Genomic DNA, 15,140 nt, shown 5'->3' with positions numbered 1-15,140 from the left:
CCGGAAGAATAATCTTTTTCATATGAAACTGTGAGTTTTTTTTATACACTGTTGCATATCTGACGTCAGATGCTGCATTTGGCAAGCCATTTCTTCTAAAAAACGACATCCATCCCCACAACGACAGGTCCTGACCATGCGATTACACCGACTCCCGCTCTTCGTCCTGATCGGCATGCTGCTGCTCACCGTTGCCGCCTGCTCCAATCCCGAGGCCAAAAAGGACAAGCACTACCAGAAGGCCCTGGAGTACATCAAGCAAAAGGACAACAGCGCCGCGGTGATCGAACTGCGCAACGCCATCCAGATCGACCCGAAATTCGCCGCCGCCCGCTACCAGCTCGGCCTCCTGTACCTGCAGCAGAATGATCCCCGCAGTGCCTTTGCCGAACTGCAGCGGACTGCGAGCCTCGATCCGAACAACCTCGATGCCGCGGTCAAGGTCGCCGAATTCCAGCTGCTCTCCAACAACAAGGAGGAGAGCCGCAAATATGTCGACCGGGTTCTGGCCAAGGATCCCAAACATGCCGATGCCCTGGCCCTGCTCGCCAACATCGAGCTCATCGCCGGCAATTTCCCGGCGGCGGAAGAGGCCGTCGCCAAGGTTGACGCCAAGCAGCGCGAGACCGACCGCTTCTACAATATCCGCGGCCGGATCTACGGCGCCCAGCAGAAGTGGCAGGAATGCCGGGCGATGTTCGAGAAGGCGATCGAACTGGGACCGGATAATTTTGCCAATTACCGCACCCTGCTGCTGTTTTTCGAGCAGCAGAAGATGAACGCTGATGCGGAAAAACTCCTGGCCACGATCCAGGAGAAGTTCCCGGACAACGCCCAGGCCCATCTGATGATGGCGTCGATGTACCAATCGAAGAAAGAACCGGCCAAGGCGGTCGAGGAAATCAGAAAGGCCATCGCCCTCGAACCCGAGAATGTCCGTTACCGGCTGATGCTGGTCGATTTCTACAAATCGCAGAATCAGGCGGAGGCGGCGGAGAAGGAACTGCGCGCCGCCCTCAAGGATAAACCGGATACGATCGAATACCAGTCAGCCCTGGCCGAACTGCTGTTCGATCGGCAAAAGACCGATGAGGCGAAAACGATCATGGACGCCATCCTGGCCAAGAATCCCGAACATGGCGGTGCCAACCTCCTCAAGGCCAGGTTCCTGCTGAAGGAGGGGAAGAAGCGCGAAGCCGTCGACATCCTGACACCGCTGACCACCAATTATCCGAAATGGCCCGAACCCTACTTCTACCTGGCCGTCGCCCACCTCGGGCTCGGCGAGGGCGAACTCGCCCAGAAGGATGTCGACACGGCCCTCCAGCATGGTCCCGGAGTCAGCCGCTACCATGCGCTGGCCGCCCAGCTGGCCCTGATCAAGGGCGAGAGCGAGACCGCCGGCAAGGAGGCGACCATCGCCCTGCGGCTCGACCCCCGCAATTACGGGGCCGCCAAGATCCTGGCCAAGGCCCTGATCCAGGACAAGAAGTTCAAGGAGGCGGTGTCGCTGATCGAGGGCATGCTAAAGCAGGTGCCCGGTGACACCGATCTCATCGGCAACCTCGGCCTCGCCTACCTCGGGCTGAAGGACAAGGACAAGGCCAGGGAGACCTTCGCCCGCCTCCTCGAGGCCGCTCCCGACAACTCCAGGGCCCTGGCCTTCCTGACGGCCCTGACGGCGGACAAGGACCTGGACAAGGCCATTGCCTTCGTTCAGGACCACATCACCAAGGCCCCCAAAGCCGGCGGCCACTACATGCTGCTCGGCGACCTGCTGGCCCGGCAGAAGAAGAACGAAGAGGCCATCGCCGCCTTCAACAAGGCGCAGGAACTGGCGCCGGACAACCCCCAGCCGTACATCGTCACGGCCCGGCTGATGGCCTCCCTGGGCAAAACCGACCAGGCGGTCGGAGAATTGTCCCAGCTGCTGGTCAAACAGCCGGATTCCCTGCCTGCCAACATGGGGCTTGCCACCCTGTATGAAATCCAGGGCAAGCACCAGGAGGCCAAGGAGAAGTACAAGAAGGTCCTCACCCTCGACCCCAATTCCGCCGCTGCCGCCAACAACCTGGCCTGGATCATCGCCTCGGAGAAGGACGGCGATCTCGGCGAGGCCCTGCGCCTGGCGATGCTCGCCAAGCAGGCCATGCCCGACGAACCGCACATCGCCGACACCCTCGGCTTCGTCCACCTGCAGCGCCAGTCCTATCCGCTGGCCATCGCCCAGTTCCAGCAGGCCCTCGACAACCGCCCCGATGACCCGATCATCACCATGCATCTGGCCCAGGCCCAATACGGCAAGGGCGACAAGGACGAAGCGGTCGCGACGCTGAAGAAGGCGCTGGCGTCGAAGGACGAGTTCAAGGAACGGGGTGAGGCGGAGGGGATGCTGAAGCAGTGGGAGTCTTCTGCAAAATGAAAGTCGGCATGTCGTGGTAATCAGGCCTTCCCGCCTCTGTCGGCTCGACCTGCCTACTGCCATTTCGACCTGCCCCTTGGCATTTCGAGCTGCCCCCTTGGTATTTCGACCTGCCCCTTGGCATTTCGACCTGCCCCTTGGTATTTCGACCTGCCCCTTGGCATTTCGAGCTGCCTCCTTGTCATTTCGAGCGATAGCGAGAAATCTCGTCCTTCGTGGCAAGAGATCTCCCCCTTCCCCCGCTGTCATCTCGACCGCAAGGGAGAGATCTCAAGCAGGCCTGGGAGTAATCCTCAGCAGGAAAAAACAGATTTCTCGCTTCGCTTCGAAATGACAGAGGGGATGTTATCACGACCTTCGCCCTACCGGGAACAACGAGATTTCTCGCTAGCGATCGAAATGACAAGAAAAATGCTCGAAATGACAGTGGTGGGTATCGCGACCCTCCCCCGCTGTCATCTCGACCAAAGGGAGAGATCTCATGCGGCCATCATCCGCCCCAAGAAAGGCAGCCTCGGCAACACGAGATTTTTTCTCGCTTCGCTTCGAAATGACAGCGGGGGCGGGATCATGGCCTTCGCCCTACCGGGAACAACGAGATTTCTCGCTAGCGCTCGAAATGACAGAGAAAAAAAACGAAATGACAGCGGGGGCTTTATCACGGCCTTCGCCCTACCGGGAAGGTCGAGATGACAGAGGCGCAGGTCGAGATGGCAAGAAATTAGAAGTGGTTCAGAAACAGAAGGAAGCAAAAGCCGCCGGACGGCCCGATTGCCGCCGGAGTTAACCCTACAACGGCACTTATGAACATGTGTACCACATGCTGTAGGTCGCTTCGGAGTACGAATACTGCATATTGTGTCTATATTGACATGTTGCGTTGTAGGGTTAAGCCGTCGTCAAACAATAACCGTTACACAGAAATACCTTTCCGGCATAAGGGGCCGTAACGAAATGGTGAAAAATGTAACGGTTATTTCGTAACGGCCCCTAAGTAAACAGGGAGGAACACCATGAGCAGCAAACCATCGATCGCCGTCATCCTCGCCGGATGCGGCAACAAGGACGGGGCCGAGATCCACGAGGCGACCCTGACCCTCTGGGCCATCCACCGGCACGGCGCCGACTACCAGTGCTATGCCCCGGACAAGAAGCAGCACCACGTTCTCAATCACATCACCGGCGAGGAGATGGCGGAGGAGCGCAACGTCCTGATCGAGTCAGCCCGGATTGCCCGGGGCAACATCAAGAGTCTCGCCCAGTTCGACGCCACGGCCCATGACGTCCTGATCCTGCCCGGCGGTTTCGGGGCGGCGAAGAACCTCTGCTCCTACGCCTTTGACGGTCCCGAGTGCACGGTCGACGAGTCGGTCGCCGCCGCGGTCCGGGCGATGCATGCGGCCAAGAAACCGATCGGAGCCCTGTGCATCGCCCCGGTGATCCTCGCCCGTCTCCTGCCCAATGTCATGGTGACGGTCGGCAGCGATCTCCAGACGGCGGACAATATCACCCGGATGGGGGCCCGCCACCAGAAAACGACGCATGGCGAGATCGCGGTGGATACGACCAACCGGGTCGTCACCACCCCGTGTTATATGCTCGATGCCCGGGTGGACCAGATTGGCGAGGGTGCGGAACGGCTGGTTATCGCCCTATTGGAGATGGTCGGGAAATGATCGGCTGAGAAGCCGGCGGCGGCCGCAGCTATTTGCCAAGGCAGAACTGGGTGAAAATGACATCGAGGATGTCATCGGCGGTGGTGAGGCCGACGATCTCCCCCAGTTGCTCCAGGCATTCCTGGATATCGACGGCGATCAGGTCGCAGCTGCTGCCTTCCGCCAGCGAGGCTGCAATGCGGCTGCAGGCGGCCTCGGCCCGGAGCAGGGCCTGGCGGTGGCGCAGGTTGGGGGCGCAGCCGTCCTCCTGCCACTGGTCGCGGCCGCCGACCACGGCGGCGAAGATCGCCCGCCTGAGATCCTCGATCCCGGTCTTCAGCCGGGCCGAGATCCGCACCGCCGGGCCGGTTACCCCCTGCGCCGCAAAGTCCCTGGCCGTCTCCCGGCACAAATCCGATTTGTTGACCACGACGATCAGCGGCTTGGCCGCCACCATCCGGTAGAGGCGGAGATCGGCTTCGGTCGGGTCGCGGCTGCCGTCGACCATGAACAGCACCAGATCGGCCTGCTGCAGCAGCAGTTTCGCCCGCTTGATCCCCAGTTCCTCGACCTCCTCGGCATGGTCGCGAATCCCGGCGGTATCGATGATCCGCACCGGTATCCCCTCGATGTCGAGGTACTCCTCGATCGAATCCCGGGTCGTCCCCGGGATGGCGGTGACCAGTGCCCGTTCCTCCTGCAGCAGGGCGTTGAGCAGGCTCGATTTGCCGACATTGGGAACTCCGGCGATGACCACCGAGATCCCGTCGCGCAGGATCCGCCCCTGGTCGGCCGAGGCGATCAGCGCCTGCAGGGGCTGGGCGACCTGCTGCCGCAGAATCTGATCGAGATGGCCGTGGTCGACGATCTCGGCATCCTCGTCGGGGAAATCGATCGCCACCTCGATGAACGCCTTCATCTGCATCAGCCCCTGGCGGATGGCCTCGATCCGCTGATACAGTGCCCCGGCCAGCTGGGCCTGGGCCTGGTCGATGCCTTTTCTGGTCTTCGCCGCCAGGATATCGATCACCGCCTCGGCCCGGGTCAGATCGATCCGGCCGTTGAGAAAGGCCCGCTTGGTGAATTCACCGGGATCGGCGAGCCGGACGCCGGCGGCCAGGATCAGTTCGAGAATCCGGCTGAGCAGGAGATAGCTGCCGTGGCAGTGGATCTCGACGACATCCTCGCGGGTATAGGTGCGGGGGGCCTGCATGAAGACGGCCAGAACCTCATCGACGATCAGGTTGTTGCCTGGCTCGACGATATGGCCGTAGTAGAGCTGGTGACTGCGAAACCGGCAGCCGCGGTCATGGGGCTGAAAGAGCCGTTGCAGGACGGGCAGAGCCTGGCCGCCGCTGATCCGGATAATTCCGATCCCTCCCGACCCCGGCGGGGTGGAAATGGCGGCGATGGTTTGCTCGGTTCTGTCTGCAGGCATCACGGCACCGATCGGCCGGTGGCCGACACCGGCACTTGAGGAAGAGGAGAAGGGACGCTGTGCGAGCCGCTGGACGTTACATCAGTCGGCTCAACTGTCGCTCTCATCGGCCGGCGACCCGTTGCCCCGACCCTTGCGGCCCCGCGGGGCCGGCTTTTTGCGGCCGCCGTTGGGCCGGCCGCTGCCGCCCTTGCCCGGCTTGTAGATGAGGATCTTCTTGAACAGGCCTTCGCCGACGGAGCGGCTGCGGATCTCCTTGTCCTCCTGGAGCACCATGTGGACCTCGCGCCGTTCCGAGGGATTCAGGCCGGGGATGGTCTGGGTCTTGCCGTCCTCCTTGACCAGGGCGGCCAGTTCGAGGGCCTTTTCCCGCAGTTCCTCGATCCGTTTCTGCCGGAATTCGCCGACGTCGATCGAGATCCGCAGCCGTTCTTCGGTCTTGCGGGCGACGATCTTGCGCAGGAGGTACTGCAGGCTGTCGAGGATCTTGCCGTCCTGGCCGGTCAACTCCTCCTCGTGCTCGCCGTGGATGGTGCAGACCACCGCCAGGCCATGAACCTCGACCTCGACCCGGGACGGGATCTTCATCAGCTCGAGCAGCGTCGCCAGTTCAGCCTGGACGAGGGCAACCGCGTCGGCGCTGGCCTCGCCCGCCTCCTCCTCTTCCGCCAGGACCTCCTCGGCCGGTTCCTCGGCCGGGCTGTCGACGACCGGCTCAACCGGGGGCGGCGGAGTCTCCTTTGCCGGGGTCTCGCTCCGTTGCCGCCGAGCCGGCCTCTCATCCTTTTTCCGGGCCGGCGGGGCCAGTGGCGGCGGCTCGACGCTCACGGCTGCCGGCTCGACACTCACTGCTGCCGGTTCCCTGCTCACTGCCGGCTCGACCCTTTTAACCGCCGCCCGGATATGGGCCTTCTTCCGGCGCAGCCCGAAGATCCCGGTCGATCCGATCTCGACCACCTCGATATCCAACTGTTCCTGCGGCACGTTCAATTCGGCGCAGGCCTGTCTGATCGCATCGGCGACTTCCTTGCCATAATAATCTTTCTTATTCAACGACATCGAATATCTGCTCCAGGTTGTTCTCGATTCAGCGTAGTCTCACGGCCTGTCGGCCGCCATTGGTCATCGCACCTTTTCAGGCACGGGCTTGCTGGTCCGGTTGATCATATACTGCTGCAGAATCGCCAGCAGGTTGTTGACAAACCAGTACAGCACGAGGCCGGAGGCGAAGTTGAGGAACATGAAGGTGAAAACGACGGGCAGAAACATCATGATCTTGGCCTGGGTCGGGTCCGCCGTCGTCGGCGTCAATTTCTGCTGCAGGAACATCGAGGCGCCCATCAGCAGCGTGAGCACGGGAAGCCCGCCGAGATACGGGAGATCGAACCCGATCCACAGCCGGTCGGGGGCCGACAGATCGGTGATCCACAGCATGAACGGGGCATGGCGCAGTTCGATGCACTGCAGCAGGACCTTGTACAGGGCGAAGAAGATCGGGATCTGCAGGACCATCGGCAGACAGCCGCCGAGGGGATTGACCTTGTAGGTCTTGTAGAGGCTCATGACCTCCTGGTTCATCCTGGCCGGGTCATCCTTGTACTTCTCCTTGATCTTCACCATCTTCGGCTGCAGCTTCTGCATGTTCTTCATCGACTTCATACCCTTCTGGGTAATCGGCCAGAAGACGGCCTTGAACAGGACGGTCACCAGGATGATGGCGATGCCGTAATTGCGGCAGAAACCATAGAAGAAGTTGAGCAACCACAACGTCGGTTTGGCGATTATGTCGAACCAGCCGAAATTGACGGCCTTGTCGAGATTGTACCCGAGCTCCTTCAGCAGTGTCAGCTTCTTCGGGCCGTAAAAGACATGATAGGCATATTCTTTCGCCTGCCCCGGCTGCAGCGTGTCGAGGCTGCCGGCGACGACGGTGGCGGTGACGGCATCCGTTCCCTGCATCGTGAAGCTGACGCCGCTGTCGGCCACCGGGATGATCCCGCAGAGGAAATAGTTGCTGGCGTAGCCGGCCCACTCGACCTTGCCCTGGATGGTCTTGGCGCCGTCGGCGAATTCCTTGGCCTTGACCTCATGGAGTGCGCCGTTGATGAAGGCGGAGGGACCGGCAAAGAGAAACTTGCTGGAGGCATTGTCGCCCCCCTCGAACGGGCTGTTGACCTGATGCAGTTGGGCAATCCCCTGCAAGGGCTGGGTTGAGGTGTTGGCCACCTTGACGGTCAGATCGATCAAATAGCTTTTGGTGTCGAAAGAAAACCTGCGCTCAATTTCGAGACCGTTGCCGGCACTGGCCTTCATGGTCAGAACGGCCTTGCCGTCCTTGCCGAAGACGACCTCCTGGGCATCGCCGGCATACAGCAGGCCGGCAGGGGCGGCGCTGCCCCATGAAAATTTCAACGGCCATCCCTGGTCGGCAGTGGTCTTCACCAGTTCTTTGCCCGGCGAGTCCTTGGCGATGCTCTCGGCATGCTCCTTCAGCACGAAACTCTTGATCGCCCCGCCGTCCTCGGTAAGCACGGCCTTGTAGAGGTCGGTTTCGACAGTGATCTCGCGGGCCGGGCGATCCGTCCTGACCGGTACGGCCGCGCCTGTCGGTTCGGCCTGGGGGGCGGTCAGAGCAGGGGCGGTATCGGCCTTCTTGTCGGTAGAAACGACCGCCGGCTGCTCCTTCGTCTGCTCCACCGGCGCCTGGGATTTATTGCCGAATCCGACAAAGAGATATTGATATCCAAGCAATATGACGAATGAGATGATGATTGCCACAAAGGCTCTATAGGTATCCATGCATGTACCGTCTGATGTTGATCCGCCTGCACACCGGTCAGATTGTCGGCCCGGAGGCTGACATTCAACGAGGTTTTACCTGACAGGGTCGTAGCCGCCCGCGGAAAAGGGGTGACAGCGAAGGATGCGGCGGAGAGAGAGGAATGATCCCCGGAAGACTCCATATTTTTCAATTGCCTGAATTGCGTAGGCGGAACAGGTAGGGGTGAAGCGGCAGCATGGGGGGAACAGCGGGGAGATGAGGTACTGGTATCCTCGAACGAGGATCACAAGAAAACGTCTGGCTATCTGAGAAATGCCCACTCAGACCTCCTGGCCGGTAAATCTGCCGGCGAGTGAGGCCACGAACCGGCTGATATCAACAGGTGCAGGCAGGGAAAAATCAGGACGAACGGCAAAAACGATATCCGCCCCGGGCGGATACAGTTCCTTGTCAAGGCGGAAAGATTCCCGGATTATTCGCTTAATGCGGTTCCGCTTCACAGCCCCTCTGATTTTTCCATGCACGCTGATGCCGATCCGGCTGCGCCCTTCGGTATTGGTACGGCAGATAAGCGTGAACCCCTTGCCGTGCAAGCGCTTTCCCTGGCTGTACACCTTGTCAAACTCCCATCCCTTGCGAATCAGGGATTGCTTTGGAAGTCCATGCTGTTTCAAGGGATCAGGCTGACAGACGTTTCCGCCCCTTCGCCCGACGGGCATTGAGTATGGCGCGACCGGAGCGAGTCCGCATTCTCTCGCGAAAGCCGTGGGTTCGCTTGCATTTCAAATTGCTGGGCTGGAAAGTACGTTTACTCATTTTTTTAATCCCTTTGTTTTACATCCATGCAGTTTCATGGGGCTTTTGAAGTGATGGAGACCTTGGCCAGCCTATCCGGCAGGTATTCTGCTGACCGACACGTCTCTTGCCGCTACCATAGCCTTCCAGACAGGAAGGACAGGAAATCCGAAAATTACAAAAGAACCATATTAATCATAGAAGCCGAATACTGTCAAATAATTTCACCAGCCCCACCCGCCTCATCTTGCACATGAACCCGCAGTATGCTACTGTTGAGTGCGGATTTTCCGTCTCAACGCGGGGGGCTCAGCCCCTGTCGTCCCCTTCGTCGCCATCCGTTGCACCCACAAAATAACTTATGACTGTAGACCGCCTTGCCACTTTTTCCGATCTCGACTGGGATCAACTCTGGCGCAACGCCCGGTCCAGGAAATCATGGGGAAGCAGCAGCGCCGCCGACTGGGACAGGAAAGCGGCCTCGTTCGCATCCCGCAATCAATCCTCGCCCTTCGTCCCCCTGGTCCTGTCGCATATTCCTCTGACCCCGTCGACGACGGTCCTCGATGTCGGCTGCGGCTCGGGAACCCTCGCCCTGCCCATCGCCAGGCAGGTCAGGTCGGTCACCGCCGTCGATTTTTCCGCCGGCATGCTGTCGGCCCTGACTGAGATGGCAACCCAAGCGGATATCACCAACATCAGGACCATCCAGGCTAGCTGGGAGGATGACTGGTCGGCGCTCGGCATCGGCCGGCACGACATCGCCATCGCCTCCCGCTCCCTGGCCGTCGCCGACCTCCGGGCCGCCCTGCAGCGCCTCGACGACCATGCCTCGGCCTCGGTCTTCATCGTCGATCGGATCGCCCCCACCCCCTTCGACCCCGCAGCCTTCGCCGCCGTCGGCCGGCCGTTCGAGGGCGGGCCGGATTACATCTATGTCCTCAACAGCCTCTACTCCATGGGAATCCACCCCGACGTCGCCATCGTCAGCCTCGACCGGGAGGCGGAGTTTGCCGATCTTGATGACGCCATGGACTCCTATCGCTGGATGATCAAGAACATGTCGCCCGAGGAGGAATCCGCCCTCCGCCGCTATCTGGCCCGGAACAGCCGCCCCGGCGAAGGCGGGCGGATCGTGGTCGAACGCGGCTTTACCCCCCGGTGGGCCTGCATCCGGTGGGACAAGAGCCGATGATGCCGCCTTCTCCTCCCCTCTTCCGGCCGCCGGGCACCAGGCCTGTTCCGGCCGCCGCCATCCGAGGTCTCGACCCATGCGTATCATAATCGTCGGTGCCGGACAGGTCGGATTCCATATCTGCGAGCGGTTCTCGCTGGAAAACCAGGATGTGGTCCTGATCGATACCGACGACAAAAAACTCAAGCGGATCGAACGCGATCTCAACATCATGACCATCCACGGCAGCGGCGCCTCCGCCCGGATCCTCGCCGAGGCCGGGATCGCCAAGACCGACCTGTTCATCGCCGTCACCGACAGCGACGAGGTCAACCTGATCGCCTGCATCATGTCCAGTCAGTACAACGTCAAGACCCGGATCGCCCGGGTCCGCAACCAGGACTTTCTCGAAGAGGGCATGTTCCCGAACACCAAGGTCCTGGACATCGACATGATCATCAGCCCGGACCAGGCGATGACCGATGAAATCGTCAGCCTCTGTCACATCTCCGCCGCCTTCGACATGGCCAAGTTCGCCGACGGCCGCCTGATGCTGCTCGGTTACCTGATCAGAGAAGGCAACCCCCGCCTCGGCATGACGCTGGATAAACTGATGAAGGCCCATGGCTCCCACAATTTCATCATGACCGCGATCATCCGCGGCCGGGACACCATCATCCCCCGCGGCAGCGATGTCATCCAGGCCGGCGACAAGATCTATATCATGGTCAGGCGCGAGGACATCTTCCGGGTCGAAAAGTTCTTTCACCTCAGCAGCCAGACCCCGCACAAGGTCTTCATCATCGGCGGCGGCCGGATCGGCTATGCCGTCGCCCGGGCGCTGGAAGACCTCAACATCGAGGTCTTCCTGGTCGAAAACAGCCGCCAGCGCTGCGAATTCCTGTCCGAGAACCTGGGGCGGACCACCGTCCTCAATATCGACGGCCTCGACGCCCACGACATGCTCGACGAGGGGATCGACCAGGCCGATCTGGTCATCTCGCTGACCAGCAGCGACTCGAACAACATCATGTCGAGCCTGCTGGCCAAATATCACGGCGCCAGGCGGTGCATCACCAAGATCACCCGCCACGATTTCGTGCCGCTGCTCGGCCAACTCGGCATCGACATCGCCCTCTCCTCGCGCCAGGTCGCCGCCAGCATGATCCTGCGCTTCGTCCGCCGGGGGGCGGTCGGCACCGTCGCCACGATCATGAACAGCGATGCCGAGGCGATGGAGATCAAGGTGCCGATGAACCGGAATTTTGACAATGTCGCCCTCAAAGATCTCAATTTTCCGACAGGAGCGATCATCGGCGCCATCGTCCGGGGGCGGAAGATCCTCATCCCCTCCGGCAACACCCGGGTTCAGGCGGAAGACAACCTGGTCGTGTTCTTCACCCGTGATGCGGTGAAAATGCTCGAACAGTATTTCGACCAGGAAGAGTAGGCGATGCGGACGAGCGGTGTACTCAACCTGCTGGGCAAGCTGCTGATACTGCTGTCCCTGACCCTCATCGGGCCGATCCCCTTTTCGCTCTATTACGACGACGGGATGCTCCGGTCCTTTGTGCTGTCGTCGCTGATCGGCGCCGGCAGCGGCGGTCTGCTGCTGCTGCTCTTTCCGCCGGAGGAAGACCTCGGTTACCGCGAGGGCTTCGCCATCGTCACCCTGAGCTGGCTGGCGATGGCCCTGCTGGGGGCTCTGCCCTTCTACATCTCTGGCAAGATACCCGCCTTTGTCGATTGCTATTTCGAAGCGATGTCCGGCTTCACAACCACCGGCTCGACGATCCTCGTCACCGTCGAGGTCCTGCCGAAGAGTCTGCTGTTCTGGCGCTCCCTGACCCATTGGCTCGGCGGCATGGGGATCATCGTCCTGACGATCGCCATCATGCCGCTGCTGAAGGTCGGCGGCACCCAGCTGTTCCATGCCGAAATGCCCGGTCCCACCAAGGACCGGCTGGCCCCCCGGATCCAGGGCACGGCGAGGATCCTCTGGAGCGTCTACGTCTTCCTCACCCTGATCGAGATGATTTTGCTGATGGCCGGGGGCGTGGATTTCTTCGACGCCCTCTGCCACGCCTTCGCCACCCTCGCCACCGGCGGTTTCTCGACCCATACGGCAAGCATCGCCTACTTCGATTCCGCCTATGTCGAGGGGGTGATCATCGTCTTCATGCTGCTGGCCGGAATGAACTTCACCCTCCATTTTCATGCCTTCACCGGCAACTTCCGCACCGTCATCAAGAATGAGGAACTGCGCCTCTACCTCGCCATTGTTTTTCTCTCGACCCTGATCATCACGGTCGCCGCCACCCTGGCCGATCCGGCGTATAATATCGTCAAAAATTTCCGCGACGCGATGTTCATTGTCGCTTCGCTCGTTACCACCACCGGTTTCGGCACCGTCGATTACGAACTCTGGCCGCCGGTCTGCCTGATGGTCATCATCGTCCTGATGTTCATCGGCGGCTGCGCCGGTTCCACCTCCGGCGGCATCAAGGATGTGCGGATCCTGCTGCTGTTCAAATACGCCCTGCTGCAACTGCGCCGCCTCGTTCATCCCCATCAGGTGCAGACGATCAAACTGGGGGCGACCCGGGTGCCCCAGGAGATCCTGATCGCCATCCTCGGCTTCTTCGCCCTGTATCTGGTCGTCTTCTTTCTGGCCAGCTTCATCGTCACCGCCACCGGGGTCGATATCGTCACCGGCACCAGCGCGGTCATCACCACCCTCAGCAATGTCGGCCCCGGCTTCAAGGTCGTCGGGCCGACCCAGAATTTCAGCACCCTGCCGGAGCTGGCCAAGATTGTGCTGATTATCTGCATGCTGGCCGGCCGGCTCGAGCTCTACACCGTCGTCGTGCTGTTGACGCCGGCCTTCTGGCGGATGGCGCGGAAACCGTCCCTCCGCACCTTCTCCCTGTACAACAGGCTATCGGCTCCTGTTTCCCAATCCCCAGTATTGAAAGACAACATCCATGAATGAGTATGATATTGCCGTGATCGGCGCCGGCCATGCCGGCTGCGAAGCGGCGCTGGCCGCCGCCCGGATGGGCTGCCGCACCTTCGTCGCCATCATCAACGCCGACACCATCGGCGCCATGTCCTGCAACCCGGCGATCGGCGGCCTGGCCAAGGGCCATCTGGTGCGGGAAATCGACGCCCTCGGCGGCGAGATGGCCAGGAACATCGATGCCACCTCGATTCAATTCCGCCGCCTCAACACCAGCAAAGGCCCGGCCGTCCGCTCGTCACGGGCCCAGGCCGACCGCCTGCTCTACCGCCTGCGGATGAAAGCGGTGCTGGAGAACCAGCCGAACCTGACCCTCTGCCAGGCCACGGTCGACAGCCTGCTGGTCGACAACGGCCGCATCGTCGGCCTCAGGACCTCGATCGACCAGGAGATCCGGGTCCGGGCGGTGGTGGTCGCCACCGGCACCTTCCTCAACGGTCTGGTCCACATCGGCCTGAAGAACTTTCCCGCCGGGCGGATGGGCGACGCCCCCTCGACCCGGCTCGCCGCCTGGTTCAAGGACCAGGGGTTCAACGTCGGGCGGATGAAGACCGGCACCGTCCCCCGGCTGGCGGCCCACTCCATCGATTACTCGGACCTCGAGGCCCAGTACAGCGACGACCCGCCGGCCCACTTTTCCTTTGCCTCCAAAGGCCGCTATACCCTGCCGCAGCTGCCGTGCCATATCACCTACACCAACGAGCGGACCCACGAGATCATCCGCCAGGGCATCGACCAGTCGCCGATGTATGCCGGCATCATCGAGGGGATCGGGGCCCGCTACTGCCCGTCGATCGAGGACAAGGTCATGCGGTTCCCGGAGAAGGGGCGGCACCAGATCTTCCTCGAGCCGGAGGGGCTGGACACGGTCGAGGTCTACCCCAACGGCCTGCCGACCAGCCTGCCGCTGGCCACCCAGACCGCGATGATCCACAGCATCAAGGGACTGGAGCGGGCCCAGATCATCCGTCCCGGCTACGCCATCGAGTACGACTACGTCGATCCCCTGGAACTGCACCCGTCGCTGGCGACCAAACGGCTCGAAGGCCTCTACCTCGCCGGCCAGATCAACGGCACCTCCGGCTACGAGGAGGCCGCCGCCCAGGGCCTGATGGCCGGGATCAACGCCGTCCGCTACGTCCAGGGCAAAGAACCGGTGGTCCTCGACCGCTCCCAGGCCTATATCGGGGTGCTGATCGACGACCTGGCGACCTGCGGCACCCGGGAACCGTACCGCCTCTTCACGTCCCGGGCCGAATACCGCCTGCTGCTGCGCGAGGACAACGCCGACACCCGGCTGAGCCGGATCGGCCATGGCATCGGCCTGCTCGATGACGCCTCTTACCAGCGATTTCTCCACAAGGAGCGGGGAATGGCGGAGGGCATGGCCCTGCTCGACGCCGTCGCCGTCAAGCCGACGGTCGCGGTCAACGGGGCGCTGACGGCGCTGGGCCAGATCGGGATCAAGCAGAAGAGCAGCCTGACCGAACTGCTGCGCCGCCCCGGCCTGACGATCGACCAGCTCACCGGCCTGCCACTGGACGCTGACGAACAGCAGGAGGTGGCGGAGCTGGCACAATCACCGGTCAAGGATGAGATCCAACTGCAGATTAAATTCGCCGGCTATATCGAGCGGCAGAACGAACAGGTGGAGCGCTTCCGCAAGATGGAGTCGCTGATCCTGCCCGACGATATCGACTACAAGGCCCTGTCCGGCCTGTCCAACGAAGTCGTCGAAAAGCTCAGCCGGGTGCGACCGCGCTCGCTCGGCCAGGCATCACGCATTTCGGGGATCACGCCGGCCGCCATTTCGGTGCTGCAGGTCCACATTAAACGGCTCAAAGCCCAGAACTGA

Annotated in this window: 12 protein-coding genes; 6 read left to right on the top strand and 6 right to left on the bottom strand. The window is 61.6% G+C overall.

What is annotated here, in order from left to right; all coding sequences use genetic code 11:
- Positions 1-136: 136 nt before the first annotated feature.
- Together ACWGKN_RS17790 and elbB are read left to right on the top strand one after the other, a co-directional pair.
- Positions 137-2,422 (top strand): tetratricopeptide repeat protein, encoded by a 2,286-nt coding sequence (locus tag ACWGKN_RS17790; protein ID WP_452095711.1) that lies wholly within the window; start codon positions 137-139, stop codon positions 2,420-2,422.
- 1,013 nt (positions 2,423-3,435) lie between these two features.
- The gene (gene elbB, locus ACWGKN_RS17785) at positions 3,436-4,098 is read left to right on the top strand and encodes an isoprenoid biosynthesis glyoxalase ElbB (RefSeq protein ID WP_424252708.1); all 663 of its coding nucleotides are present in this window, start codon (positions 3,436-3,438) and stop codon (positions 4,096-4,098) included.
- Between the two features lie 28 nt (positions 4,099-4,126).
- Here elbB and mnmE read toward each other — a convergent pair whose 3' ends face one another.
- From mnmE to rpmH, 6 genes are all read right to left on the bottom strand, one after another.
- Positions 4,127-5,515: a tRNA uridine-5-carboxymethylaminomethyl(34) synthesis GTPase MnmE gene (gene mnmE, locus ACWGKN_RS17780; protein WP_452095710.1), complete on the bottom strand. Its 1,389-nt coding sequence runs from the start codon at positions 5,513-5,515 to the stop codon at positions 4,127-4,129.
- A gap of 90 nt (positions 5,516-5,605) precedes the next feature.
- Positions 5,606-6,574 (bottom strand): Jag family protein, encoded by a 969-nt coding sequence (locus ACWGKN_RS17775; protein WP_424254797.1) that lies wholly within the window; start codon positions 6,572-6,574, stop codon positions 5,606-5,608.
- Between the two features lie 63 nt (positions 6,575-6,637).
- Positions 6,638-8,314 (bottom strand): membrane protein insertase YidC, encoded by a 1,677-nt coding sequence (gene yidC, locus ACWGKN_RS17770; RefSeq protein ID WP_452095709.1) that lies wholly within the window; start codon positions 8,312-8,314, stop codon positions 6,638-6,640.
- Positions 8,315-8,389: 75 nt separating this feature from the next.
- Entirely contained in the window at positions 8,390-8,584 is a 195-nt protein-coding gene (yidD, locus tag ACWGKN_RS17765; RefSeq protein ID WP_424254800.1) for a membrane protein insertion efficiency factor YidD, read from the bottom strand.
- 33 nt (positions 8,585-8,617) lie between these two features.
- Positions 8,618-9,016, bottom strand: coding sequence for a ribonuclease P protein component (gene rnpA, locus ACWGKN_RS17760; protein ID WP_452095708.1), 399 nt, complete (start codon positions 9,014-9,016; stop codon positions 8,618-8,620).
- Complete coding sequence (rpmH, locus tag ACWGKN_RS17755) at positions 8,976-9,113, bottom strand: 50S ribosomal protein L34 (protein WP_183348282.1); 138 nt, start codon at positions 9,111-9,113, stop codon at positions 8,976-8,978. Before rpmH ends, rnpA begins: the two co-directional genes overlap by 41 nt.
- 340 nt (positions 9,114-9,453) lie before the next feature.
- Between rpmH and ACWGKN_RS17750 the strand changes: the two genes are divergently transcribed.
- The 4 genes from ACWGKN_RS17750 to mnmG all read left to right on the top strand — a co-directional run bounded on the left by ACWGKN_RS17750 (position 9,454) and on the right by mnmG (position 15,140).
- Entirely contained in the window at positions 9,454-10,287 is an 834-nt protein-coding gene (locus ACWGKN_RS17750; protein WP_424254790.1) for a class I SAM-dependent methyltransferase, read from the top strand.
- A gap of 76 nt (positions 10,288-10,363) precedes the next feature.
- Positions 10,364-11,716, top strand: coding sequence for a Trk system potassium transporter TrkA (trkA, locus tag ACWGKN_RS17745; RefSeq protein WP_035225688.1), 1,353 nt, complete (start codon positions 10,364-10,366; stop codon positions 11,714-11,716).
- 3 nt (positions 11,717-11,719) lie between these two features.
- Positions 11,720-13,258 (top strand): TrkH family potassium uptake protein, encoded by a 1,539-nt coding sequence (locus ACWGKN_RS17740; RefSeq protein WP_424254788.1) that lies wholly within the window; start codon positions 11,720-11,722, stop codon positions 13,256-13,258.
- Positions 13,251-15,140, top strand: a complete 1,890-nt coding sequence (gene mnmG, locus ACWGKN_RS17735; protein WP_035225690.1) for a tRNA uridine-5-carboxymethylaminomethyl(34) synthesis enzyme MnmG — start codon at positions 13,251-13,253, stop codon at positions 15,138-15,140. Before ACWGKN_RS17740 ends, mnmG begins: the two co-directional genes overlap by 8 nt.

The sequence above is a fragment of the Desulfoprunum sp. genome (genome assembly GCF_053613775.1).
The sequence above is the reverse complement of the archived record's forward strand: the minus strand, read 5'-3'. Positions and strand labels throughout refer to the sequence as shown.